Source organism: Nitrospirota bacterium, from assembly GCA_040755395.1.
Taxonomy (GTDB): Bacteria; Nitrospirota; Nitrospiria; order Nitrospirales; family Nitrospiraceae; genus DATLZU01.
Genome location: JBFMAX010000001.1, coordinates 736,237 through 762,144 on the forward strand (window position 1 = coordinate 736,237; position 25,908 = coordinate 762,144).

23 protein-coding genes and 1 pseudogene are annotated in these 25,908 nt (G+C 61.2%); 16 read left to right on the forward strand and 8 right to left on the reverse strand.

What is annotated here, in order from left to right:
- Positions 1-5: 5 nt before the first annotated feature.
- The 5 genes from mnmE to rpmH all read right to left on the reverse strand — a co-directional run bounded on the left by mnmE (position 6) and on the right by rpmH (position 4,355).
- Positions 6-1,460, reverse strand: a complete 1,455-nt coding sequence (gene mnmE / locus AB1555_03735) for a tRNA uridine-5-carboxymethylaminomethyl(34) synthesis GTPase MnmE (GenBank protein ID MEW6245804.1) — start codon at positions 1,458-1,460, stop codon at positions 6-8.
- 23 nt (positions 1,461-1,483) lie between these two features.
- Positions 1,484-3,253 (reverse strand): membrane protein insertase YidC, encoded by a 1,770-nt coding sequence (yidC, locus tag AB1555_03740; protein MEW6245805.1) that lies wholly within the window; start codon positions 3,251-3,253, stop codon positions 1,484-1,486.
- A gap of 138 nt (positions 3,254-3,391) precedes the next feature.
- Positions 3,392-3,601, reverse strand: coding sequence for a membrane protein insertion efficiency factor YidD (gene yidD / locus AB1555_03745; GenBank protein MEW6245806.1), 210 nt, complete (start codon positions 3,599-3,601; stop codon positions 3,392-3,394).
- Positions 3,577-3,933 carry a ribonuclease P protein component gene (rnpA, locus tag AB1555_03750; GenBank protein MEW6245807.1) on the reverse strand — a complete coding sequence of 119 codons (357 nt, stop codon included), beginning with the start codon at positions 3,931-3,933 and terminating at the stop codon, positions 3,577-3,579. The genes yidD and rnpA overlap by 25 nt, the downstream gene beginning before the upstream one ends.
- 284 nt (positions 3,934-4,217) lie before the next feature.
- Positions 4,218-4,355 carry a 50S ribosomal protein L34 gene (gene rpmH / locus AB1555_03755; protein MEW6245808.1) on the reverse strand — a complete coding sequence of 46 codons (138 nt, stop codon included), beginning with the start codon at positions 4,353-4,355 and terminating at the stop codon, positions 4,218-4,220.
- 415 nt (positions 4,356-4,770) lie between these two features.
- On the opposite strand from rpmH, the gene AB1555_03760 reads away from it, so the two are divergent.
- The 11 genes from AB1555_03760 (at position 4,771) to AB1555_03810 (ending at position 16,028) form a co-directional block, all read left to right on the forward strand.
- On the forward strand, positions 4,771-5,016 hold the full coding sequence (locus tag AB1555_03760; protein MEW6245809.1) for a hypothetical protein: 246 nt from the start codon (positions 4,771-4,773) through the stop codon (positions 5,014-5,016).
- Between the two features lie 61 nt (positions 5,017-5,077).
- Positions 5,078-5,701, forward strand: a complete 624-nt coding sequence (locus AB1555_03765) for a hypothetical protein (protein MEW6245810.1) — start codon at positions 5,078-5,080, stop codon at positions 5,699-5,701.
- Between the two features lie 85 nt (positions 5,702-5,786).
- The gene (locus tag AB1555_03770) at positions 5,787-6,875 is read left to right on the forward strand and encodes a L,D-transpeptidase family protein (GenBank protein ID MEW6245811.1); all 1,089 of its coding nucleotides are present in this window, start codon (positions 5,787-5,789) and stop codon (positions 6,873-6,875) included.
- Positions 6,876-6,965: 90 nt separating this feature from the next.
- Entirely contained in the window at positions 6,966-7,550 is a 585-nt protein-coding gene (locus AB1555_03775) for a L,D-transpeptidase (protein ID MEW6245812.1), read from the forward strand.
- Between the two features lie 5 nt (positions 7,551-7,555).
- Entirely contained in the window at positions 7,556-8,212 is a 657-nt protein-coding gene (locus AB1555_03780; protein MEW6245813.1) for a hypothetical protein, read from the forward strand.
- 111 nt (positions 8,213-8,323) lie between these two features.
- Positions 8,324-10,033 carry a glucose-6-phosphate isomerase gene (locus AB1555_03785; GenBank protein ID MEW6245814.1) on the forward strand — a complete coding sequence of 570 codons (1,710 nt, stop codon included), beginning with the start codon at positions 8,324-8,326 and terminating at the stop codon, positions 10,031-10,033.
- Position 10,034: 1 nt separating this feature from the next.
- Positions 10,035-10,817 (forward strand): 6-phosphogluconolactonase, encoded by a 783-nt coding sequence (pgl, locus tag AB1555_03790; GenBank protein MEW6245815.1) that lies wholly within the window; start codon positions 10,035-10,037, stop codon positions 10,815-10,817.
- Positions 10,818-11,900, forward strand: a complete 1,083-nt coding sequence (glk, locus tag AB1555_03795) for a glucokinase (protein MEW6245816.1) — start codon at positions 10,818-10,820, stop codon at positions 11,898-11,900. It abuts the gene before it with no gap.
- Positions 11,897-12,595 carry a ribose-5-phosphate isomerase RpiA gene (rpiA, locus tag AB1555_03800; GenBank protein MEW6245817.1) on the forward strand — a complete coding sequence of 233 codons (699 nt, stop codon included), beginning with the start codon at positions 11,897-11,899 and terminating at the stop codon, positions 12,593-12,595. Before glk ends, rpiA begins: the two co-directional genes overlap by 4 nt.
- Before the next feature lie 255 nt (positions 12,596-12,850).
- Positions 12,851-15,475, forward strand: coding sequence for a M1 family metallopeptidase (locus AB1555_03805; protein ID MEW6245818.1), 2,625 nt, complete (start codon positions 12,851-12,853; stop codon positions 15,473-15,475).
- 247 nt (positions 15,476-15,722) lie between these two features.
- Entirely contained in the window at positions 15,723-16,028 is a 306-nt protein-coding gene (locus AB1555_03810; GenBank protein MEW6245819.1) for a HigA family addiction module antitoxin, read from the forward strand.
- A gap of 406 nt (positions 16,029-16,434) precedes the next feature.
- On the opposite strand, the gene AB1555_03815 is transcribed toward AB1555_03810, so the two are convergent.
- From AB1555_03815 to AB1555_03825, 3 genes are all read right to left on the reverse strand, one after another.
- Positions 16,435-17,241, reverse strand: coding sequence for a hypothetical protein (locus AB1555_03815; protein MEW6245820.1), 807 nt, complete (start codon positions 17,239-17,241; stop codon positions 16,435-16,437).
- 278 nt (positions 17,242-17,519) lie between these two features.
- Positions 17,520-18,128: a LuxR C-terminal-related transcriptional regulator gene (locus AB1555_03820; GenBank protein MEW6245821.1), complete on the reverse strand. Its 609-nt coding sequence runs from the start codon at positions 18,126-18,128 to the stop codon at positions 17,520-17,522.
- Between the two features lie 126 nt (positions 18,129-18,254).
- Positions 18,255-20,393, reverse strand: a complete 2,139-nt coding sequence (locus tag AB1555_03825) for an AAA family ATPase (protein MEW6245822.1) — start codon at positions 20,391-20,393, stop codon at positions 18,255-18,257.
- A 133-nt stretch (positions 20,394-20,526) separates the two neighbouring features.
- Between AB1555_03825 and AB1555_03830 the strand changes: the two genes are divergently transcribed.
- The 5 genes and pseudogenes from AB1555_03830 to AB1555_03850 all read left to right on the forward strand — a co-directional run bounded on the left by AB1555_03830 (position 20,527) and on the right by AB1555_03850 (position 25,898).
- Positions 20,527-21,576, forward strand: a complete 1,050-nt coding sequence (locus AB1555_03830; protein ID MEW6245823.1) for a WYL domain-containing protein — start codon at positions 20,527-20,529, stop codon at positions 21,574-21,576.
- A 152-nt stretch (positions 21,577-21,728) separates the two neighbouring features.
- Positions 21,729-23,763: pseudogene (locus AB1555_03835) on the forward strand (class I SAM-dependent DNA methyltransferase).
- A 73-nt stretch (positions 23,764-23,836) separates the two neighbouring features.
- The gene (locus tag AB1555_03840) at positions 23,837-24,076 is read left to right on the forward strand and encodes a hypothetical protein (protein ID MEW6245824.1); all 240 of its coding nucleotides are present in this window, start codon (positions 23,837-23,839) and stop codon (positions 24,074-24,076) included.
- The gene (locus AB1555_03845) at positions 24,073-24,495 is read left to right on the forward strand and encodes a type II toxin-antitoxin system VapC family toxin (GenBank protein MEW6245825.1); all 423 of its coding nucleotides are present in this window, start codon (positions 24,073-24,075) and stop codon (positions 24,493-24,495) included. The genes AB1555_03840 and AB1555_03845 overlap by 4 nt, the downstream gene beginning before the upstream one ends.
- A gap of 347 nt (positions 24,496-24,842) precedes the next feature.
- On the forward strand, positions 24,843-25,898 hold the full coding sequence (locus tag AB1555_03850; protein ID MEW6245826.1) for a restriction endonuclease subunit S: 1,056 nt from the start codon (positions 24,843-24,845) through the stop codon (positions 25,896-25,898).
- Positions 25,899-25,908: the final 10 nt, after the last annotated feature.

The window sequence follows — 25,908 nt, forward strand, 5'->3', positions numbered from 1 at the left end:
ACCCGTCATTTTCCTATACAAAATTCGGAGAAGATGCGCTCGAGGATCTCGTCGGTCGTCACGGCTCCGGTTATCTCGCCCAGCGCATCGGTCGCCGCCCGCAGATCCAACGCGACAAACTCCCCCGCGAGCTTGTTATTCACGGAATCAACAGCGTGGAGCAGCGCGTCCCGAGTTCGCGCCAGGGCCGACTGATGGCGCAAGTTGGCGATGACCGCGCCCTCGCTGGCCTCGAGATCGGGGCGGACCAGCAGCGCCCGGAGCCGCTCTCGCAATTCGTCCAGGCCAGCGCCGGTTTTTGCCGACACACTCACTAGGGGAGCGGTGGGCGTGCCGCCTTCCAAACCGGGTAAGGCGGCCGGATCGATGTGGCGGGGCAAATCGTTCTTATTCACCACAACGATTGACGGCTTCCCCTTGGCCTCCTGCAACAGCGCATGATCCTCAGGGCCGAGTCGCTGGGACCCGTCTATGACGGCCAGAATCACATCCGCCTGCTCGGTCGCGAGACGGGTTCGCCGAATGCCCTCCTGCTCGACCGGATCCAGCGTGTCCCGGAGACCTGCCGTATCGAGTAGACGAACCGGCACTCCTTTGATGTTGAGGATTTCTTCCAGCACGTCGCGGGTAGTCCCGGGGATAGAGGTCACGATCGCCCGATCCGTCCGAAGCAGCGCATTCATCAAACTCGATTTCCCGACATTGGGACGGCCGACAATGGCCACCTTCGCGCCCTCGCGCAGGATCCGGCCTTCACGTCCCGTCTCCAGCAAACCGGAGATCCGGTCTATGATCCGCCGCAGCGCCGTAAGGAGTTCGTCCTGGTGGACGAACACGATATCTTCTTCCGCAAAGTCGATGGCGGCTTCGACGTGGGCCAGCAGCCGGATCAGCGACTCCCGAATCGCCTCGATCTCGGACGAAAGGCTCCCACGCAACTGGTCCTGCGCCAACTTCAGACCGGCGGCGGTCTTCGCCCTGATCGTATCTAACACCGCTTCGGCCTGCGCAAGGTCCAACCGTCCGTTCAGGAAGGCCCGCTTGGTGAATTCGCCCGGCTCCGCCAACCTGGCTCCTGCCGCCAGGAGGGCCTCGCACAGGGCCTGCAACACCAGAAGCCCGCCGTGACAGTGGAATTCCACGACATCTTCGGCCGTAAAAGACCGCGGCCGACGCATGACGACGACCAGCGCTTCATCAATGAGAGACGGGCGTGCGCCCCCGCTACCGGCGGCCGAGGGTCGGCCATCGGGGCCGGCCGAGCTTCGTTGTAGCGACTCAAGATCGGCATGATACAGGGTGTGGCTTCTGACCGAATGAAGGGATCGGCCCGATTTCAAACGAACCAACCGGGACGCGATGGCGATGGCCTGGGCACCGCTGACACGGACAATGCCGATGCCTCCCTCACCGACCGGCGTGGCAATCGCGCAAATGGTGTCTTCGAGCGCGCCGCCCATAGACGGGTCTTTCTCGACTTCAGCTAGTTTTCAGCATCGGCCTGCGGGATGGCTTGTCCTTTCTTCCGCTTTCCGCGCGCCGGCGATTCGGGCTCTCCCGCTTCCTTCTCTGAAGGAGCGTCTCCGACGGCGACGACGGGCCGTCTCAAGAAATATCGCTCAGTGATGAGCTGCTGGGCGATGGTCAGCACATTGTTCGTCAGCCAATAGAGCACCAGACCGGCTGGAAACGTGATGAAAAGAAACGTCATGAAGACCGGCAGCAACAACATGATCTTGGCCTGGGTCGGGTCCATCGTCGTCGGCGTGATCTTTTGCTGGATGACCATGGTGACGCCCATGATCAGCGGGAGGACGTAATAAGGGTCCTGGGCCGAGAGGTCGGTGATCCAGAGGATAAAAGGCGCCTGGCGGAGATCGATCGTCATGTAGAGGATGTTGAAGAGCGCGACGAACACCGGCATCTGGAGCAGCATCGGCAGGCATCCCCCGACGGGGTTGACCTTGTGATCGCGATACAGTTTGATCAACTCTTTGTTCAGCCGATCGCGGTCATCCTTGTATTTCGCCTGCAGGGCCGCCACCTTGGGCTGGATCACCTGCATCTGCTTCATCGATTTATAACTCTTGAATTGGAGCGGGACGAACAGCAGCTTGATCCCGACCGTCAGCAGAATGATCGTCACGCCGTAATTGTGCGTGTAGTCGTACAAGAAACGGAGCACATAGAAGAGCGGCTTGGCCACCGCCTTGACGAAACTCCAGCTTCCGTAAATGAACCAGCCGAAGTCGATCGTGTCCTCTAACCCGACATTCAACGCCTTGAGCGTATCGTATTCCTTGGGCCCGGCGTAGAGTTGCGCCGCGATGCCCGAGCCGGCAGTCGGCTGGGCGGTCCGAATACCGGCCGAGACGAGCTTGTCTCCTTCTTTTTTGATCACCGCGGCCGTGGCTTGGGCGGGTATCAGGACGCTCAGAAAATATTTGTCTTGCAGCGCCACCCACCGGACCGCGCCCTTGCGCTCTTCCTCGGCATCCGGAAGATTCTTTTGGACCTTGTCATCGACCAGCGACGCCGGACCGATGAGCCCGATGAATCCCTCTCCCCATTCGACGATGCCGAAGTTCGTGCCGAGGCCGATGTCGAGCGGGCCGGCCAGGCCTTCGGTCCTGACCGCTACATCGACCAGATAGCTCTGGTAGCGGAAGGTCAGTTGTTTCTCGACCGCGACGCCGGACCGTGCGTCGCGATACCGGAATGTGACATGTCCGACGGGATGGGCTGGGGCGAGGGTCGCCACGTCCTGCTCGACTTGGTAGAGCGATTCGTTGAGCGCCTTGCTGAGGGTTTCGTCCGGAGTCACAAGATTCAGGGGTCGTTGAAATGCGCCGTCTTCATGGACCAGTTGCACCGGTCGGTGTCCGGCTCCCGGGCCCATTGTATAGCGCTTTAACTCCCAACTCTTCAGCACTCCGCCACGGTTGGTGAGAACCGCGCGGAACAGGTCGGTTTCCACCACCACCGTCTGTTCCTCGGACGGAGGACCTGAACCCTGATCCCGGTTAAGCGCAAGGCGCTGGTCGGCGGCTGACGCATCAGCAGGAACCGATCGTTCGACCCCGACCCTGTCCGAGGCAGGGGAAGACGGAACACCCGACGAGGCGTTCTTGTCCGATTCTCGGCTTTGCTCGGTCCGGGGAGAAGGGAGAAGCCCAAACTCTTTGAGGAGGTAGTCGTAGCCGATAATGACGGCGAGAGAGATGATCAAGAAGAGAATGACTCGTTTTTCCATTGACCGACAGGATTCCCGGTCCTAACTCGGAAATCGGGCCCGAATCTGACTCAAACACCGCAATCCGGTTAGCCCGAGAATGAAGGGTTCATGATCCGTGATCGTGCCCCATCCCGCAAGGTCTCTCGCTCGGGTCAGTCATTTCACCGGATCGCATCCCCCTGGATGAAACGGGTGACATTTGGCCAGCCGAAGGCAGGTCAACCCGAGCCCTCGCCAGACTCCGTATCGCGAAATGGCATCGGTCGCATATTCCGAACAAGTCGGCTCGAATCGGCAGGCAGGCCTCAAGAACGGCGACACCCACCGGCGGTATGTCCGAATCACTGTGAGGCAGAGCTGTCGCATCTTTCAACAGCGTCCGGCTGCAGGAGGCCTTGGCGCCGCAACATGGAAAGCCATGACGACCGCAAGGTTCGAAACGGCACCGTCAAGGCATCGCGCTTAGGAAACACCAGGCACTCGTGGCCCTCGACGACCTCGTTGTGAACGCATCGGATCAATTCCCGGAACAGACGCTTAGCCCGGTTTCGCTGGACAGCCCCGCCCAGCCGCTTTCCCGCCACCACACCGAAACGGCTGGACGCGTCCTGCGAAGGCGACACCAACACATTGAAAAACGCCGTGGAAATTCGACGGCCGGTTCGCTTCACGCGCTCGATATCGCCGCTCCTGCGCATGAAGAGAGCCCGGGCTCCGCGCGCTCGTGTCATCTCTGAAAACCGATCAGAAGACAACCGGAGAAGCAGCGAGTAACCTGAGAGGAACCGCGAGGCAAGAACGCGACGGATCGTATCCCAGTCCGAAAAGCGGCCCTGACGGCCTGAAGCGGAACCCTATGACGCCCACAGAGGAGAGTTCGTCGAACGGATCGGCACTTGTGGCAGCGTCCCTCTCCTCGCTGACTTGCGCTGTCGCGATTTCCCTTCGTAACCGGGGAGTGGCGATGAGCCTCCGAGAACGCTCACACCGTCAGCCGTGCACGTCCCTTCGCTCGACGGCGCGCCAACACCTTGCGGCCGTTCTTGGTGCTCATACGCTTGCGGAAGCCGTGTTCCCTTTTCCTTTTCAAATTCGATGGTTGCCGAAACGTAAACGACATGCTCGACTCCTTCACACCTTGATCGCCACAACACAGTGGCGGCATTATATGGGCGGTATCTACGAGAGTCAATCTCCGGTTGGCTCAGGGAGAATTGGGAAACGCAGGGGAAAGTGATCCGGCTCCGAGGGTTGAACCGCTTCTACGCAAGTCAGGGATAGGGAGATTACTGGGGCGATTTTGCCGGCTTCGAGCAAACCTGCCACAAGATGAGGCGGGCCATGTGTGCTATCTCTGCAAGAAAACCCTTGCAACTCGTTCTGTCATCGGCGCTTTTACCGATTCCCGCACCGAGGCACTCAGCTTGCTTTGAACAGTTCGCTTCTCATTCATCATCACATGATGAGACTCAGTCCTCAAGCCTAGATCACCACTCTATGTCCAGGTATCTGTCCAGAAAGGAGGTGAATCCCATATGAAGCACTCCGCGACATTGATGATCGCGCTGGCGACGGCTCTGATCTTTGCGTCTTTGAGCGTCGTCCAAGCCGATGAGCCAACTGCGACTCCTGCGCCGGCCGCCCCGACGACAGAGGCTCCGGCGGTGGCGCCCGCTCCGGCCGAAGCCGAGAAGAAAGCCGAGAGCGAACCGGAGAAGAAGGAGAAGAAGGCGAAGAAGCACGCCAAGAAGGCCAAGAAGAGAGCACAAAAGAAGAGCTGAAAGATAAAGAACTTGAGGGGGAAACGGAACGGCTACGACAGCCTGAGGGGAGGCAACATCGATGAAGTTCGCGTTGACAATGATATCGGCCGCCGCAGGGCTCCTCCTCATGACCGCCTGCGCGAAACCTCCCAGCGAGCAACTGGAAGCCGCCGAGAAGGCGGTCAAGGAAGCCCAAGAGAGCGGCGCGGCAACCTATGCGGCCGAGGACTTTGCCAAACTGGAAGGGATGCTGGCCAACGCCAAGAAGGAAGTGGCGGATCAGGAGGCCAAGTTTGTGCTCATTCGGGATTACGGTAAAGCCGAGCAACTCGCGGCCAGCGCCAAGGCCGAAGCGGCGAAGGTCAAGAGCGAAGCCGAAAAGAAGAAAGAGGAAGCCAAACAGGCGGCGATCCAGATGCAGCAAGTCGCGCAAGAATCCGTGAAGGCGACGCAGGACTTGGTCGCCAAGGCGCCGGCGGGCAAGGATAGGGCGGCGCTGGAATCGATTAAAGCCGACGCGCAAGGGCTGAGCGCGTCGCTCGATGAAGTCCAAAAAGCGCTGGATGCCGGGGATTACCTCGGGGCCCAGGCGAAGGCCAAGGCGATCCAGGACCAAAGCCAGAAACTCTCGACGGAAATCCAGAACGCGTTGGCGAAGGTCGGCGGGGCGAAGGGGAAAAAGATTCGACCTGCCAAGAAATAGGCTACAATTGGGCTGTGACATGATGTCTGCTTCATGTGTTCAGCATCTCCGAGCCTCTCTTGCAGCCTTCCTGTTGGCGTGGGCTGTGTCCGGCTGTGTCCAGACGGTTCCCGGCGACCTGGTCGAAGCGGTCGACGCCTTGGACCGTGAATTGGCGGCGACACGGGCGGCGGAGTTTGCGCCGGAAGAATACACCCGGTTCGCCCGGCATTGGGTCGCGTTCAAGGCAAAACTGGCGACGGAAGAGGATGCAATCCGTTGGCCGTGGGAACCGAATCGTCTGGAAGCGGAGCTCCGGACCATCCAGGAGGAAGGCGCCTGGGCGGTGAAGGAGGCGGAGCGGAACCGTGAAGCGTTGCGAATCAAAGCCGAAACCAGGGTCGGCCGACTCGAACAACGGCTCCGGGACTTCCAAGTCCGGGTGAACGAGATTGAGGGGCGAGCGGTTTTGGGAGCGCGTTCCATGGAAGCGGAACTCTTGATCAGGCAGGCCCGCTCGTTCCTGGAGAACGAACAGTATGACCGGTCGCTGGAAGCAGCGATGCAGGCGTCCAAGTCCTTGGCCGCTCAGGCGGCGGTGTTAAACGTCGCGTTGGGGCGATACGCCGATGAAGAGCGGGTCGGCATCTGGCGCCGAATGGTCAGGCAGACGATCGAGTGGTCCCGGACCCATCGCGCCCCGGCTATTGTGGTGAGCAAGGCGGATCGGACCTTGATCTTGTACAAAAACGGTCGCAAGGTGCTGTCGTACCCGGTGCGATTGGGCTACAACGGCATACTCGAAAAACGCTATCAGGGAGACGGCGCGACGCCCGAAGGACATTATCGAATCGTCAAAAAACGCGGAGAAGGCCAGACGCAGTTCTATCGCGCCCTCCAGCTCGATTATCCGAACGCGGAAGACCGTCGCCGGTTCCGATCGGCCCGCCGATCCGGCGATCTCCCGGCCGGAAAGGGGATCGGCGGTCTCATCGAGATTCACGGCATCGACAACCCGTTCATGAATCAGACGCTAGGGTGTATCATGCTGGAGAATCCGCACATGGAAGCGTTGTACAATCGGGTCGAGACCGGCACGCCGGTGACCATCGTGGGGGCGCTGAATGTCGAGAACTCCGTCTCTCTGGTTCTCGCTGATTTGGAAGCGTCACAGGATTCTGAAGAAGAAACCTGAACCTGCGTCCATCCTCGGTGACGGTGCCCCATGCTAGACCTGCAACGGACATCCCTGCTTTTCCTCTCTGCCCTTATCGCGGTTGTGTTCTTGGCGCTTCCGAAAAGCAGCGGCTTGACCGAATCCGGCGCGTCGGCGATTCAGGAAAAAGAGCAAGTCGATGAACACACCCTTCAGGTCCTCCGATCTCGCCGCGTCGCGCTCGCCCGACAATTGGCGCAGTACGGACCATCCGGGTACTACCTTGTCGTGGACACGGCGCGGAATCGGCTCTTCGTGAAACGGAAGGACGAAGTGGTGCTCGCAGCGACGGCTTCCACCGGCAGCGGCACCATCCTCGACAAGCCGGGCCAGGCCAATGCTCAATGGGTGTTCGACACGCCCAGGGGAGAGTTTACGATTCAGTCGAAGCTCACCAACCCGGTTTGGGTGAAACCGGACTGGGCCTACTTGGAGGAAGGCCGGGAAGTCCCCTCCGATCCCGCCGAACGAGTGGAAGCCGGGGTCCTCGGTGAATATGCGTTGGGTTTCGGCAAGGGCTATTTCATTCACGGCACCCTCTATACACGCTTACTGGGCAAGAACGTCACGCATGGCTGTATCAGATTGAGCGACGACGATCTCAAAGCGGTCTATCGGCTCGCCAAGATCGGCACTCCGATCATGATCTTCTGACTCCGTTGAGCGCCCCTCTTCCTGCGCACACCTCGACAACGCCCTTCGCCGGTTCCCTCGCCCGACTTGCCCGGCTGTGCCTGGCCGCGTGCCTTGCGGCGTCACCGGGTATAGCCGGCGCGGCCGAAGACCCTGATGCGCTGCGTGAAGCCAACCGAGTGCTGGAAGAGGAAATCAAGTTGGCGGCCAAACCCCAAATCTATCTGCTCCTGGACTTGCCCGCCAACGCGATGTCGATCAAGGGACGAGGAATCGAACTTCATCGGTTCCCGATCGTGGCCTGGCGCGCATCGACCCAGCGGCCGCTGGGAACAGTCTTTCGTCTGCAGGCGAGGCCGCCGGTCGCGCGGCCCAAAGCCGCCCTCGCTGAAAATCCTGAACAGGTCCCGATCGAGCTCAAGGACATGCCCGTCGCGTTCGAACTGCAGTTTGATCCGCCGCTTACCCTGTGGATCGCGCCTCCGCCAACCGAAGGGCCGTGGGGTTGGGTCAAGAGTCGGAGCAAGGAATGGTGGAGCCGGGTTCGATCCTGGGTTGCGTCGGACGCGTCCGCCAATGCGCCGCACCTCCGGCTCACGCTCTCGACGGACGACGCCCGCTCTCTGGCTTGGTCGGTGACGGAGGGTCTGCCTCTGCTGATCATCCGCTCACGTCTGAACTAGGCCGACGGCACAATCCCGCTTTTCCGCCGTTTGCGTTTTCCGACCACGCACCCTAAGATAACCAACACCGGACGCGGAAGGACGCGTCGCCGTTTGCGCGCGGAGGCAAGCTTGCGGACATCGTCACGCCTGTCGGCGCGACAGCCACTTCAGACCGTGATCGGATCGGCGTTGGAAGAGCTCGCCGACGGACAGGTCGTTGAGCGGCTGTGGGCCAAAGATCATACGCTCTGGAAACCGGACCCGGCGGAGATCGACGACCGGCTTGGCTGGCTGACCGTGGCGGAACAGATGCGCGAGCACATCGGCGCGCTCCGCACCTTCGCCCGATCGGCCAAGGACTCGGGCTATCGGGACGTGGTCCTGCTGGGCATGGGAGGGAGCAGCCTCGGTCCGGAGGTCCTCCGTGGCACGTTCGGGTCGGCGCGCGGATTCCCGCGCCTGTGGGTGCTCGACTCGACGGTCCCGCAAGCGATCCTCGAGGTGACGCGGGCGATCCAGCCAGCCCGTACCCTGTTCATCGTAGCCAGCAAGTCCGGCGGCACGATCGAAGTGATGTCGCTCTTCGCCCACTTCTGGGAGTTGGTCTCCCGGACGAAGGGGAACCGCGGAGGCGCGCAGTTCATCGCGATCACCGATCCCGGCACGAGCCTGGAAAAATTGGCGAGCGAGCGTGGATTCTGGCAGACCTTCGCCAATCCGCCGGACATCGGAGGGCGGTACTCCGTCCTGTCCTACTTCGGCTTGGTGCCTGCGGCGCTCATGGGACTGGATCTCGCCGGGTTGGTGGATCGGGAGATCGCGATGGCCGAGGCCTGCCGATGCCATGCCCCCCTGGACCGAAATCCGGGCGCCTACCTTGGCGCGATCATGGGAGCGCTGGGCCGGCAGGGTCTGGACAAGGTCACGATCGTCGCTTCTCCCAGGATCAGCACCTTCGGGTTGTGGGCCGAACAACTGCTCGCCGAAAGCACCGGCAAGGAAGGCAAGGGCCTGGTGCCGGTGGCGGAGGAACCGTTGAGCCGCCCGTCGGTGTATGGAATGGATCGAATCTTCGTCTATCTTCGGCTCAAGGGCGACAAGAATGGACGCCTCGATGGTCACGCGACGGCCCTCGAACGGGTCGGACACCCGGTCGTTCGACTCGAACTCCGCGACCGCTACGATCTCGCCGCGGAGTTCTTTCGGTGGGAGTTTGCCACAGCGGTCGCCGGCTATTTCCTCGGCATCCATCCCTTCGATCAGCCGAACGTGCAGGAGAGCAAGGACAACACGCACCGCGTGCTCAAGGAAGTGGAAGCCGCGGGCCGGCTGCCACGGCAGCGTGAAACGACCGTCAAGGCAGCGGCGGACACGATCGTCCGCCAGGCGGTTCCGGGACGGTACGTGGCCATCCTCACGTATGCCCCGCCTTCGGCCCAAGTCGGGGCGGCGATTCGGTCGCTCCGCAAGGCCATTCTCACGACGTCGCCGGTGGCCACCACCGCAGGCTATGGTCCGCGTTATCTCCATTCCACCGGTCAACTGCATAAAGGCGGGCCGAACACCGGTCTGTTTCTGCAATTGGTCGATGAGATGAAGCCGGATCTGGCGATACCGGATAAACCTTACACGTTCGGTACGCTGGCGCGGGCGCAGGCGATCGGCGACCTGCAATCGTTGCACGCCCACGGGCGGACCGCCGTCAGCGTGCAACTTGGACGGCGGCCGCTCGCCACGATCAAGGTCTTGGCTCGAGCCTTCGCAGCACCTTCGTCGACCGGTCGCCGCCCGACCGCACAGGGCCGGAAGTCACGAGGCGCGAAGACATCACACCGATAACATGAGCGTCGCGCCTGAAATTCGGATCATGAGCGATGCGGAAGAGGTGGCGCAAGAGGCCGCCGAACTCTTCGTGTGGCTGGGCGAACAGGCGATCAAAAGAAGCGGGCGGTTCCTGGTGGCCCTTTCCGGCGGCTCGACCCCGAAGGCGCTGTACACAAAGCTGGCCGGTCCGGAGTTCTCAGCCCGATTGGAGTGGAGTCGTGTGAGGTTTGTTTTCGGAGATGAGCGCTGCGTCCCGCCGGACCATCCGGAGAGTAATTACGGCATGGCCGACGCGATCCTGTTCCAGCCGTTGAAAATTCAGCCCGGCCAAGTGTTACGGATGAAGGGCGAAGACAGCGACCCAGACCGGGCGGCTCGGCTCTATGAGGCGCTCTTGAGGCAAGAATGCGGAACGGTCGACGGCGCGTGGCCTATGTTCGATGCGGTGCTGCTCGGACTGGGCGAAGACGGCCATGTCGCCTCGCTGTTTCCCGGTACGGACGCCGTGAACGAACAGACACGATGGGTGGTCGCGACGAAGTCGCCCCGCGGAGTCGCGTCCCGGTTGACTCTGACCCTGGGCGTCATCAATCACGCCGGCGTCGTGATCTTCCTCGTGACCGGCCCCCATAAGGCTTCCGTGGTCCGGACGGTGCTGGAAGGGCGGGAGCCGCAGACCGCCCCTCTGCCGGCCGCGCTGGTGCGTCCCGAACGAGGACGCCTCATCTGGTTTCTCGACCAGGCGGCCGCATCGGAACTCACTGTCACCAGACAAGGCATAACGTCTCGCGAGGAATAAATGATACTGGCGGGCGACATCGGGGGCACGAAGACCAACCTGGCGTTGTTTGACTGGAAGACCGAGCGGGTGGAACCGGTCCGCGAGGAAACCTTTCACAGCGGCGACTACAAGGCGCTCGAGGAGATCCTGGCGGAGTTTCTGACGCCGCCGGCCAAGCCCGCGATCTCGGAAGACGAAGAGAACTCCCAAGACGCGGAGGCGTCGTCCGAGACGCGGCCGCAGGAGCCAAAGACCCCGGAATCCCTCATCATCGACGCCGCCTGCTTCGGCGTGGCGGGACCCGTCATCGACAACCGTTGCCAGACGACCAACCTCCCATGGATCGTCGATGGGGCGGCGCTGGGGAAGCAATTCGGCATTCCACAGGTCCGTCTCCTCAACGACCTGGAGGCCACCGCCCACGGGGTCCTGTGGTTAAGACCGGATGAAGTGGACGTGCTCAACAAGGGAACCCCGCCCAAAACCAAACAGGCCCTGGCGCTGATTGCGGCGGGAACGGGGTTGGGCGAAGCGATCCTGTTCTGGGACGGCGGCCAATACCGGCCGATGCCGTCGGAAGGCGGACATGCGGACTTCGCGCCCAACAGCGACAGCGAGATCGACCTCTTGCGGCATCTGCGCGGCAGCTATCTCCACGTGAGTTACGAACGCGTCCTCTCCGGCGCAGGGCTGTACGCGATCTATGAGTTTCTCCGCGACACAAAGAGGAACGAGCCGACCTGGCTGGCGGAGAAGATCAAAGTCGGCGATCCCGCCGCGGTCATCGCCGAGGCGGGATTGAAGGGTCAGGCGGAGATCGCCAAACAGGCGCTGGATCTCTTCGCCTCGATTTACGGCGCGGAGGCCGGCAACCTGGCGCTGAAAGCGCTGGCGCTCGACGGCGTCTATGTCGGCGGCGGCATCGCCCCCAAACTGATCGCCAAGCTGAAAGACGGCACGTTCATGAAGGCCTTTACCAATAAGGGCCGGTACAAGCGGCTGATGAGCGGGATCCCGGTCAAGGTGGTGATGAACGAGAAAACCGCCTTGCTCGGCGCGGCGGCGTGTGCGGCGAAGCTTGTTCACGGTGGTCCGTCATGACGAATGTTCGCGATCTCGACGCGCTCAAGCGCGCAGCCGCGCTCAAGGCCCTCGAATACGTCCGCGACGGCATGGTCGTCGGATTGGGAACCGGCTCGACCGCCAAGCATGCGGTGCTCGGTCTGGCAGAGCGGGTGAAGGCGGGCCTGAAGATCCGAGGCGTGCCGACATCGCACGAGACCGCCGAACTGGCCAGGCGTCATGGCATCGACCTGATCGAAACGGATGACGCATGGTCGATCGATGTCGCGATCGACGGCGCCGATCAGGTCGATCCGCACCTGAACCTGATCAAAGGCGGCGGCGGGGCGCTGCTCAAAGAGAAGATCGTGGCGGCCGCCGCGCGTCGACTGATCATCGTGGTGGACTATACCAAAATGGTTCCTGCCCTCGGCAATTCGTTTCCTCTCCCGATCGAGGTGGTCCCCTTCGGCTGGGGCAGTACCGCACGCCAACTCGAAACATTGGGCGGAAAGGCGGTGCTCCGCCGGCGGAACGGGCGGATCTTCACGACCGAAGCCGGGCATTACATTCTGGATCTGCAACTCGGCCGGATCGACCGACCGGCGGAACTCGAGACACAACTCAATCTGATCCCCGGCGTGGTCGAAACCGGCCTGTTCGTCGGACGCACCAGTCTGTTGATCGTCGGCACTCCGGATGGCGTCGAGATCCATCACCCGCCGGAGCCGTGAACGGTGCCGATGCGGAGTCATGGCTGGACCCGCTCGAGCTTGCCGGACGACCCGGAAGCGCCCCTGTCGCGCGATGTGACGCGGCGTGGCGTCCTTCAGCTTACTTCGCGCTGCACGGGGCGACTGATCGTCTTGGCCGGCGGCGTGTGGCTCGCCTGGCTGTGTGGTAACCCTCGCGCAGGCGCCGGCGGCGGGCGGGAGCCGACACGGCCGCCGCGTGAAGCGCCCGAAGAGTCTTCGACAGGGAGGAGATCCGTGGATCCATATCGGTTGCCGAGACACGTCATCCCGAGCCGGTATGAGCTGCGGCTCGAGCCGGACCTCGCCTCGTTCACGTTCACCGGGCAGGAAACCGTCGAGTTGACCGTCCACCAGGTGACCTCGGAACTGGTGCTCAATGCCGCCGACCTCGCGGTGACGTCCGCGCGCATCGAGAACGATCGCGGGGCGTCGTACGAGGGAACGGTCGAATTGGAGGAAGCGGTGGAGCGATGTCGCATCCGATTTCCCGCCGCCCTCCAACCCGGCGGCTGGCGACTGACGCTCACCTTCAGCGGCGTGCTGAACGAGAAGCTGCGGGGCTTCTACCGCAGCACCTACAAGGACCAGGCCGGCGCCACGCACCGGCTTGCCGCGACGCAATTCGAAGCAACCGACGCGCGACGCGCGTTTCCTTGCTGGGACGAGCCGGACTTCAAAGCGGTCTTTGCCGCGACGCTGGCGATCGACCCGGCGCTGACAGCCGTCTCCAACACCCGGATCCTGTCGGAGCGGCGGGAAGGCGGCAAGAAAGTGGTGCGGTTCGCGGATACGATCCGCATGTCCACCTACCTCGTCGCCTTCGTGGTCGGAGAGCTGGAAGCAACGGACCCGGTCACCGTCGGCCAGACGCCGTTGCGGGTCTGGGCCGTCCCCGGCAAACGACACCTCGCCAGGTTTGGGCAGGAGATCGGAGCCTTCTCCCTGCGGTTCTTCGAGGAGTACTACGGTATTTCCTACCCCGGCGACAAGCTGGATCTGATCGCGATTCCGGACTTCGCCTCCGGCGCGATGGAAAACCTCGGCGCGATCACGTTCCGGGAAACCGCGCTGCTGGTGGATCAGCGCGCCGCCACCCACGCCGAACTCGAACGGGTGGCCGACGTCGTCGCGCACGAGAACGCCCACATGTGGTTCGGCGACCTCGTGACCATGTCCTGGTGGAACGGCCTGTGGCTGAACGAAGCCTTTGCGACCTTCATGGAGATGTTGGCCGTGGACGCGTGGAAACCGGAGTGGCAACGCTGGGTGACCTTCGGCGCCTCCCGCGCGGCCGCATTGTCGGTGGACGGCTTGCACAGTACCAGACCGATCGAATACCCGGTCCGCGCGCCGAAGGACGCCGATGCCATGTTCGATGTCTTGACCTATGAAAAGGGCGCGGCGGTCCTGCGGATGCTGGAGCAGCATCTCGGCCCGGCCGTGTTTCGCGACGGCGTCCGGGATTATCTCCGTACCCATGCCTACGCTAATGCCGACACCGGCGATCTCTGGGCGTCGCTGGGAAAAGCGGCCAAGCAGCCGGTCCCCGAACTGATGGATGCCTGGATCTTCAAACCCGGTTATCCGCTCCTCACCGCCGAGATCAAGGGCGATTCCGAACTGGTGCTGACTCAACAGCGCTTCACCTATCTCAGTTCACCCCCTGATCCTTTTCCGTCGTCTCCTGGCAGTCGTCAATCGTCCTCCCCCCTCGCCCCTGACCCCTCGCCGACCACCTGGCAGGTGCCCATCCAACTGCGGATCGTCGCCGGCGGCAAGACGGAGACGAGGCGATTGCTCCTCAACGACAAGGAAACCACCCTGGCTCTGCCGCCGGGCTTCGAGTCGGTGTTGCTCAACGAGGGGGGCCACGGCTTTTACCGCGTTCGCTATGCGCCGGAGCTGTTGGAGCGCCTGATCCCGCTCCTGCCGGACCGGCTGGCGGCGACCGAACGGTTCAACCTGGTCAACGACGTGTGGGCTGCCGCCGTCGCGGGCTTGATGCCGCTCGACGCCTACCTCGACCTGACCGGCCGGTTCACAGCCGAACGGGACAAGAATGTCTGGGCGCTCCTGCTCGACTCGTTCCAGCAACTCAACCGGATTATCGACTCACACGATCGCCCCCTGCTCGAGGCCTTGGTCCGCGATCGAGTGGCGCCGGCGGTCAAGGATCTCGGTTGGGCACCGCAGCGAACGGAGGACGAGCTGACCCGCCAACTGCGCGGCGAACTGATCCGCGCCCTGGGCACTATCGGGAACGACGCGGCCGTGCAAACGCGCGCGGCCGAGCTGTACCAGGCCTATCTGCAAGATGCGGACGCGGTGGACCCGAACATCGTGTCGGCGCTCGTGGCGATCCTCGCCCACACCGGCGACGAGTCACGGTATCAAGAGTTCTCCGAACGGTTTGCCAAGGCTGCAACGCCGCAGGAAGAGCGGCGCTATCTTTTCGCCCTGGCTGCGTTCCGGCGGCACGAGCTGTTGGAACGGACGCTGGCACGGACCCTCAACGGCGAGATCCGAACGCAGGACGGTCCGTTCCTCGTCGGCGCGATCCTGGGAAGCGTCTACGGCCGCGAGCTGGCGTGGAACTTCGTGAAGATCAACTGGGACACGATGGATCGGCTGTTCCCCAAGAACGGCCTGCGCCGCATGTGCGGCGGCATCGTCGGCCTCGCCACGCCCGAACTCGAGCGGGACGTGCGCGAGTTTTTCACGTCGCGCAAGATCGACCTCGGCGGCAAAACGCTGGACCAGTATCTGGAGCAACTACGCGTGGTGGTGAGGTTCCGCGAGCGCAGCGGCACGGAACTCCGCGGCTATCTCCAACGATTCAGCGCCGTCGCGCTTCGATAATCGTGAAACGTTGCTCGTTACTCGCAGGGAGCTCCACTACGTTTCACGTTGAACGAACCGCCTGCTAGGCGCGGCGTTCGTGAAGACCTCCGACTTCTGGGCTACCGCTCCCCGGGTGGTCTCGAAAGCCAACAAAGACTCCCGGTACCTTTTCTTCGGCTTTTCTTCGTCTGGCGGATCATCTTCCGGTTTGAGAACGGCGCGGCGTATGATGTGGACTTGATTGATTACCATTAGGAGAACTGCCATGCGTATGAAGAACCCTCCCCATCCTGGACTGTCGGTGCGGCATGACTGCCTTGAGCCGCTGGGACTGTCCGTGGCAGAAGGTGCGAAGGTGCTGGGGATCACGCGACAGGCGATGCATAACCTGGTGACCGGCAAGGCGGGGATTTCGGCAGAAATGGCAATCCGGCTGGACAAGGCGTTCGGCGGCGGTGCGGAGACGTGGCTGCGGATGCGGGCGGCCTACGACCTGGCGCAGATGGAAAAGAAGGCTGGAAAGATCAAGGTCAAGCGTGTGGCAGAAGCACCCAGACCTGTGCATGCATGAGGCGGGGCCGACGACCGGGACGAGGATCTCATGGCCGACACAAATTAAGGGGTCAACACAAATTAAGGGGTCAAAATTAAGGGGTCAGACCCCTTTGTTTCCTCCCAGGCGCTCGACCTTTTCGACTGCCTGTGCCGTTGAACACGTGGTCGCTGTCATTCGCGCGGCCTGCTTACCTTGATTGCTCGCGGCCGTGTAATCGAAAGAAAAGTCGACCTGATACCGACGTTTCGTCCTGTAGGTTATACAGTCTCCTTGAATAGGACCTTTTTCATCAGCCGCCACTTGCCTGGTGAGCGCTCGCGCCAGAGCTTTACTTCAATTCGCGAGCCGCCCAAAGAACTCAATCGCTCTCACAATTGCACTCTGATGCCAACTGCTGCTCGACAACGGACGTTTTCCGTGTTCAGTCGCGCCCGGATTCGGCCTTGCTACGAGCCCATCTAATGTAACCAGCAATATCCTCCTTCAGCTTCTCCTCACCGAGCCGCTCTATGACATCTTCCAGCCACTCTTGCTGGCGTGACAATGAAGGCAGCTGTCTCCACTGGGGCCTCATGTGTTTCTTTAGGGTATGTTCCGTGGCATCAAAGGTTCCGAGCCCTATACCCAGGTCGCCCGCCTTGTCTACAACCCGTTTCCCAAAGTACTCAACCCAGTCACCATCATCTCCCGCAGGCACAACAAGCCATGATTCGTGGGCAAACTCATTGTATGTTGCGGCCTGGAGCACCGACTCGACGTTCCAGCTGCCCTCACGTTTTAGTTCGTACACGGCCACGCGCAATTCCCACTGACCAACCATGGGAAAAGGTGTTATCCGAACCTCGGCTAGGTCTGGAGTTTCCCACTTTCCAGCTTTCGTCTTGTGTGTATTCAACACAAGGCTCTTGCTATTGTCGCTCTCGGCTGCTGTCCGGAGGTATTGAGCAAACGGCCGATAGTACTCCTTCTCCAAGGGAAGGGTAGATGTGTCAGTAGCACCAGGGCGTCGGCGTATAGCTTCTGGTTCACGCCCCGTGGCGCTTAATCGCAAGCCACCGGCTCGGCCCCGGTTTTTCACCGCATCTTTCTTGTCTACGAGCTTCTCAATGACTTGCGTATAGCGCTCATCAGACAGACCAAGCGCTTCGATTATCTCACGCCTTCCGAGACTCCCGCCCGCGCTTTCCAGCAACCTCATTATCCGTTCAGCATCTGATATTCTGGCCATTGGTTTACCTCAACGAGCCAATAGGTCGCCCAAGTTAAAGAAGCCCGAAAAAGGACTCCCGGTACCCTTCCCCCGCATAATTAGTGATAACCCCTTGTCAGGCACCGGCACATGGCAGCCGAAATCGTACCAATCGTTCCGCTTAAGACAAAACATTTTCACCAAAACCGCGTGGTCAGGATACGCGCAGGCAGGTTTGAACTGAGCAGCGTCCGTGTGGAGTTGTCAAACCCAACTCGACGAAAACCACAATTTCAGAGGGACAAGTCTCACTCGCGCTAGGACGCGAGCACCTTGGCCAGAATGCCCGTCCGGGTCGTGGCGCCGGTCTTCCGCATGATGCGTTTGATGTGCTCTTTGACCGTTTGCTCGGTGATGTGGAGAGCGTTGGCGATCTCTTTATTGGTGAAGCCTTTGACAAGCTCCTTCACGACGGCTAGCTCGCGGTCCGTCAACTGGTACCGCTCCTTGGCTCGATCGATCCCTCGCTGGTCTTGTCGCCCCAGCGGCTCGATCGTCACCACGATCCTCGCCCGCTGCAGGCCGCCGGCGTCGGGCAATCCGAATCCCTTCAGGAGGATGGTGCGGTCGGATGACGCGGCGATCCGCGTGACTTGAAACTGCTCCCAGTCTTTGGCCTCGGTCCTTACCTTTAGCGTGTCGATGACCTCCCGGCACACCTCGGTGAGCGCCTCGGGCAAGACGCCGTGGGCGGCAGACGGCGATCCTTTCCCCTGCCCGGTCGCATTGATTTGCCGGGTCAGCTCGTGGGCCGCCTGGTTCATATACAGAAGCTGCATCGCCGCCGACAGCACGACAATTCCCGGCCCGGTCCGAAGATCCGCGAGGTTGAACGCCGATTCGTCGCTCGTCCCCTGAGTCTCCATCGTTTCCTCACTTTTCACAACTAGCCGTTCTAGCCTCATGAGTCAGAAATCCACGACAAGACCCACAGGCGCTGAAGACCTGTTTGCATCCCTCACCCTTCCCTCTCCCACAATGGGGCGAGGGAACTATTCGCATGCGGAGAAGCCCGCAATGCGGCTCATGGTTCCGTGTTTCGCTCGGCACTCGGCTTCGAGCGCGGCGAGCAGCTCCTCGGCATCGTAACGTTTCCCATACAATCGAGCTTGCCGCAGCACCGTGTTGAAGTCTCCCGGCGTCAACGTGTTCAATCGAGCCAGCCGCTCTTGCACGGACGTGGACACCACCACTCCGTCACCTGGTTCCCGCGTCGCAACCACGGCGAGCACGAAGAGCGTGAATGCCTGTTCCGCCGTCAGGTAGTCGAACCAAATCTTGAGGTCGAACCGCCGCAGGACGGCCGGGTCGAGGTCTTCCATCAAGTTGGTGGCGCAGAAGCAGACCCCTTCGAACGCTTCCATCTGCTTCAAGAGTTCATTGACCTGGGTCACTTCCCAGGAGCGATGCGCGCCGCGCCGATCACGGAGGAAACTGTCGGCCTCATCGAGCAGGATCACGGCGCCTTCGTCGATGGCCTCCCGGAACAGTCGGGCCAGATTCTGCTCGGTCCCGCCGAGCCAGCAACTCAGCAAGTCCGACGCGCGGCGCTCGAGAAGCGGACGGTCAAGCCGGTCGGCCACGTAATGGGCGAACGCGGTTTTCCCGCTGCCGGGCGGACCGTAGAGACACAGCCGCCCGGCCGGGCGTGTCTTGAGTCCCTCCACCACAGCCTGCAGATCATGGCTGGCATTGAGGTGCTCGATGCTGTACCTGAGGAGCGGCTCAGACCCGGCGCGTTCGAGCGGCGCACAGCCGAGCACTTCGAGACTCTGTCGGATCGCCCGCTCGACCAGTGTTTCCACCATGGCCGGATCGTCGCCGCCGGCCAAGCTCGCGACTTTGGACGCCTGGGCGATCAGCGCCGGGGTGAGGTTCGGATGGCCGGCCATCCGGTCGATCCACTCGGGCCGAACCGGCAGATGTTGGAGGTTGCCCGCCAACACCGCGCGGCGCACGGATCGCGGCGGGGTCCGCACCTCCAGCGCATAAGCGAACCGCCGCCGAAACGCCGGATCGATCTGCCCCACTTCGTTGCAGATCCAGAAGGCCGGGCGCGGATTGGTCTCCAAGGCGGCATTGGTCCACGCCTTCTGGAGCCCGGATCTCCGGTTCCAGCCGAACAGTGGGAACTCCCGGTCGGAAAAGACATCCTCCACTTCATCGAAGAGGACGAGGCTTCGGTCGTTGCGCGCCAACAATTTCTGCGTGAAGAGATACGACCGGAACCGGAACTGTTCGAGTTCTCTGTGTTCGCACTCGTACCCGACCAGAAAGAGCGTGGCGCCCAGGGACGCCGCCAGCGCCTTGACGAGTTCCGTTTTGCCCGTACCGCTCTCGCCGTACACCAGGATATTGATCCCCGTGGTCGGATGCTCGAGGACATGGCCCAGCAAGCGGCGCAGCACCTGGATGTGGTCGCGGAGATGAGGAAATTCATCCAGCCGATGGCGCGGTGCCGGCGTCACCTCGCAATAGCGACGAAACGGCGCCGCTCCGCCCTCCGGATCTTCCAGCAGGCCGGTATCCAATCCGTCCAACAGATCCAGCATCTCCGCGACGTCGGGTTCCGTCCGATCCACGCGCAGAAGACCAGCCGAGCACAGTGCGCTGTCCCTGCGCAGCATCCGGTCAATTTCCTTGCGCTCCCGTCCGAGCACAATCGCCAGCACCTCGTCCAACGACCACACGCTCTGCTCCCGCGTCGCTTCCATAAAGTCGCTGAGCACCGGACAGGCTCGCGCCAAAACCGTGAAGGCAAGCAGTTCCTGCTCGGCTTCAGACAGTCCGACCACTTCAGCGAGCTGATGAAGCTGCCGCGCCAGAGGCGTCTCCCGCGACATCGAATGCCGTTCCACCCTTGCAAGTCGACGCTGAATCGCCTGCCTCGCTTCAGCGCCGGACGGGTTCCTCAGATAGGCCGGCGGCAGACCAGTGAGCTTTTGTAGTGCGGATTCCAGCTCGCACTCGATCTCCATGCGACGACCCGCGGCCAGCAGACGCAGAATCCATCGGGTAACCAGATCCCGGTACTCCTTTGGGACCGGCGGAGCAGATGTGCTCCTCGATCGGCGGAGTCGTTTGAGCAGACGATGCGGCGGCGTGATGGCTCCGGATGTCCAATGGCGCATGCGACGACCTCCTCGTGATGATCCCCCTGCGCGAAAACGTGTTCGTGCTTGTCAAACTAGCCGATTCACGCGACAACATAGGTCGTTGAGCAGCCATTTTCCCCGCCGGAATGGATTGCGCCATGAGGATGCGATGAGGCGTGCCACCGAGACGGTGTTTCGGCAGTGGGTCATGCTCCGCCTGATTCCGCGATCGCCTCGGTCGATCGGAACACGGGAGATCAAGGATCGTTTGGAGGAGGAGGGCTTTGCGGTTGAGTTACGGACCATCCAGCGCGATTTGGCCAAACTCTCGGGAATTTTCCCGCTGACCGGCGAGGCCGACGGCAAGGCCTTACGATGGGCGTGGATGGCCGAGGCTGCTTCCTTGGACATCCCCGGTATGGACCCGCCGACGGCTGTGGCTTTTCAGTTGGCGGCGGTTTACTTGGCTCCCCTCCTGCCGCCCACAACATTGCGCCATCTGACACCGTACTTCCAACGGGCCCGGGACGTGCTCGCGAGCACACGCGGGGGCAGCATCAGCTTATGGCCGGACAAGGTCTGCGCCATTGTGCGCGGGCCGGTCCTTCAGGCGCCAGCGATCGTCCCATCGGTCCAGGAGACCGTCTATCAAGCCCTGCTGACCGATCGGCAACTGATCGTCGCCTATCGCAACAAGGCCGCCGACCGGCCGAAGACTTACCCGGTCCATCCGCTCGGACTCGTATTCCGGGATGGAGTGGTGTATCTGGTCTGCACCGTGAAACGGTATGCAGACATCCGGCACCTGGCCTTGCACCGGATGACCTCGGCGATGCTGCGCGATGAGCCGACCCGTCGCCCGGAGGGTTTTTCGCTGAGCCGCTACGTGAAGGACGAGCAGTTCTTTTCCTATCCCCTCCAGGGGCGGCCCATTCACGCCGAACTCCTGTTCGAGCGGGGTGCGGCGCTGCACTTGGCCGAACGGCCCCTATCACGAGATCAGCGGCTCATACCCCAAAAAGACGGGCGGGTCCTGCTGCGGGCGACCGTGCGCGACACGTTGGAACTCCGGTGGTGGGTGCAGGGATTCGGCGATCAGGTCGAGGTCATTGCGCCGGCGTCCTGGCGAACGGAGTTCGCCGCCATGGTCCATCGACTCGCGAACCGGTACGGCAACAGCCCTCAGACCAGCAAAACGGCAAGGCGCAGGTCTGCCTGAGTCGAACTGACCATTACCCCTGGCATCTTCTCTGCTGTTCCGGTCACCCTTTCATGCTGCCGCTTTTCCGTCCCACGTTGGGTTGATTTCTCGCAGAGAATCGCGTGTCCCTCTGCAAAACACTTCGCCTGTGATCTGCCGGGATTCACACCATGAACAACTTCGGCGAGAAAGTCAGTTTCATCTGGGGTGTGGCGGATCTGATCCGTGACACGTTCAAGCGCGGTACGTATCAGGACGTGATTCTGCCGTTCACGGTGCTCCGGCGCATTGATTGCGTGCTGGCACCGACCAAAGACAAGGTGCTGGAGGAGAATACCAACTAAAGATCAAGAAGCTGGAGAATCCGGCGCCGCTCCTCTGTAAAGTCTCCGGCTACGCCTTCTACAATACCTCCCGCTACGACATCGACAAGCTGCTGGCCGATGCGCCGAATCTCGCCGCCAATCTCCGAAACTACATCAACGGCTTCTCCCCGAACATGAAAGAGGTATTGGAGAAGTTCGATTTCGACAACACGATCAAGAAGCTCGACGAGGCCGGGCTCCTGTTCCAGGTGACCGAGCGGTTCAAGACCATCGATCTGCATCCTGACAAGGTCTCGAACCATGAGATGGGCTACATCTTCGAAGAGCTGATCCGGGAGTTCAACGAAGCCCTCGACGAAAATCCCGGCGAACACTTCACGCCGCGCGAAGTCATCCGGCTCATGGTGAATCTCCTCTTGGCTCAGGACAAAGAGGCCCTCGCCAAAAACCACATCGTCCGCACCATCGCCGACCCCTGCTGCGGATCGGGCGGCATGCTCACCATCGCGAAAGAGCGGATTCTGGAGATCAACCCGCATGCCGACGTGTACCTGTTCGGCCAGGAGGTCAATCCCGAAACCTGGGCGGTGTCCAAGTCGGACATGCTCATGACCAGCCCGGACGGGCGGGATGCCGAAAACATCGCCTTCGGCAGCGTGCTATCGAATGACAAGCATGCCGACAAACGGTTCGATTATCTCTTGGCCAATCCGCCGTACGGCAAGGACTGGAAGCGGGACCAGGAGGCGGTGGAAGCGGAACACGACCGTGGCTATGCCGGCCGCTTCGGAGCCGGGCTCCCGCGCATCAGCGATGGCCAATTGCTCTTTCTCCAGCACATGCTGAGCCGCATGAAAGACCAGAAAGACGGCGGCAGCCGCGTGGCCATCATCATGAACGGCTCCCCGCTGTTCACGGCGATGCCGGCAGCGGGGAAAGCGAAATCCGCCGCTGGATTCTGGAGAACGACTGACTGGAAGCCCTCGTTGCCATGTCGGAGCAGCTCTTCTACAACACGGGCATCGCGACCTATGTATGGGTCCTCACAAACAGGAAAGAGAAGAAGCGAAGAGGGAAAGTTTAGCTCATCAACGCTTCAAGCTTCCGGGTGCCCATGCGCAGAAGCTTGGGCGACAAGCGGCGAAAAATTTCGGCGGAGCAGATTCAGCAGATCACGGACCTGTTCACCGCCTTCAAAGAAGGGGAACGCTGCAAGATCCTCGACATAACCGACTTCGGCTACCGCAAGATCACCGTCGAGCGCCCGCTGCGACTCAACGTCCAGGTCAGTCCTGAACGCATGGCGAAACTGAAGGAACAAACGGCCTTCAAGAATTTGGCGGTCAGCAAGAAGAAGCAGGCGAAGGAGAAAGCCAAGGAGGAAGAGGAAGGCCGAAAGAAGCAAGAAGCCATCGTTGACATGCTGAAGATGCTTCCGTCTACCCTCTTCAAAGACCGAGCGCTGTTCATCGAAGAACTCGACAAGGTACAGGAAAAGGCTGACCTGAAGCTCACCAAGTCGCTGCGCGAGGCGATTCTGCACGCGCTGCCCGAACGCGACAAGACGGCCGAGATCTGCCGGGATCAGGACGGCAACCCGGAGCCCGACCCGGAACTTCGCGACACAGAAAACGTGCCGCTCAAAGAAGACATTCACGTCTACTTCGATCGGGAAGTGAAGCCGCATGTGCCGGACGCCTGGATCAATCGGGCCATCGTGGACCACAAGGACGGAAAGGTCGGCAAGGTCGGCTACGAGATCAACTTCAACCGCTATTTTTACAAGTACGAGCCGCCGAGGCCGTTGGAGGCCATCGAGGCGGACATCAAAGCCATCGAGCCGGACATCGTGAAGATGTTGCGCGAGGTCACAGAATAGCCGTTGCGGAACAGAAGTCTGGGTGCTAGCATTATGCAAGCTAAACCCGTTGAGACGGGAAGGAGGCACACAGATGGCACAGGTCCTTGTCCGAAATCTGGACGACAAAATCGTGGCGCGGCTCAAAAAGAGAGCCGCGCAGCGAGGCCGCTCGCTCCAGGCCGAAGTCAAACAGATTCTGGAAGACGCAGCAGCGGAGGCCGATCAAGCTGAAGTATGGAAGACGATCGAGCAATTTCGCGAACGCATGAGGCGATCCGGCAGGACGTTCAGCGACAGCGCGGAGCTGATTCGTGAGGATCGCGACCAGTGAACGCGTGTGTCGTCGGTGCAAGCGTGGCGGTCAAATGGTTCCTGCCGGAGATTCATTGGGAGGCGGCCTGGCGCTTGCGGAACTCGGCAACCGCTCTCCATGCGCCGGCCTTTTTCGAGTTGGAATTCGGCAATGTCTTGTGCAAGAAGGTTCGACGAGGCGAGCTGTCACGGGAGGACGCGAACCTCATGCTGGAGCAACTCGATCGGGTGACGATCGTCCGCCATCCTGATGCGCGGCTCGTTCGGGCGGCGTTAGCCCTCGCGCATCAATTGCGCCAGAGCCTGTACGACTGCTTGTACTTGGCGTTGGCGCTGCAACTCAAAACGCAACTGGTTACGGCCGACCAACGGTTCCACCAAGCCCTCCGAAACACCACCCTGGCATCCTGTCTGCTCTGGATCGAGCAGCTACCGTGAAGTACCCAGCCTATCCGGCCTGCAAAGACTCCGGCGTCGAGTGGCTGGGCCGGAAGACGTGAGACGTGAAGCGTGAAACGTGAAGCGCGCCGAGTAGGAATGGACGCATCAAGGTTCCGGACATACCCAGCCTATAAAGACTCCGGGGCGGGGTGGCTGGGGATGATTCCGGCGCATTGGGAGGTGAAGCGGCTGAAGTACGCAGCGCACATTGGAGCGGGACAGTCACCATCCTCTAAGGCTGTCACTGCAGGATTTGAGGGACTACCATTCCTACAGGGTAATGCTGAATTTGGAGCGTTCCACCCACACCTCATTTTGTTTGCGATGAGGCTCCCAAGCGAGCGATGGCCGGTGACCTCCTGCTATCGGTGCGCGCGCCCGTTGGCGCCTTAAATATCGCGGACCAGGCGTATGGAATTGGACGCGGACTCTGCGCGATCAGGCCGGGTAACGCCTTCGAGCCACAGTTCTGCTACTACGTTCTGTCGACAGTTCGGACCCGGCTCGAAGCCGTTGCAACTGGAAGCACCTACGACGCAGTGACAGCCGCAGAAGTTGGCGACTTGACAGCACTACTCCCTCCACAATTCGAACAACGCACCATTGCCGCCTTCCTCGACCGTGAGACCGCGAAGATTGATGCGCTGGTGGCGAAGAAGAAGCGGCTGATCGAGCTGCTCCGAGAAAAGCGCACCGCCCTCATCACCCACGCCGTCACGAAGGGCCTCGATCCCACCGTGCCGTTGAAAGACTCCGGCGTTGAGTGGCTGGGGAAGATTCCAGCGCATTGGGAGGTAAAACGACTGAAGCACGTGGCCAAAGAGCCGCTTCAATACGGGGCGAGCGAAGCGTCCGAATTTAATGATCCCGAGCAACCCCGCTTTATACGGATCACCGACATCGATGAGACAGGACGACTGCGAGAAGATACTTTTCGATCTCTTCCTCAAGAGATAGCGAGGCCGTACCTGCTCAAACGTGGTGACCTACTTTTAGCCAGAAGTGGAGCAACAGTTGGCAAAACCTTTCTCTATCAAGAATCGTGGGGCAAAGCCTGTTATGCTGGGTATCTGATCCGGTTCAGGACTAACAACGCTGTCTGCACTCCCGAGTTCGTATCCTACTTTACTCTCTCTTCTGCATATTGGAGCTGGCTTTCTGGAACCTTTATACAGGCGACCATTCAAAATGTCAGTGCTGAACGTTACGCCAACCTGACAGTTACCCTTCCGCCTATTGAGGAACAGCAAGAGATCATGTCTTTCCTCGACCGAGAAACCGCCAAGCTCGACGCCCTCATCGCGAAGGTCCGCGAGGGGATCGAGAAGCTGAAGGAATACCGCATCGCCCTCATCTCCGCCGCCGTCACCGGTAAGATCGACGTGCGGGAGGCGGTATAGCCCAGCATAA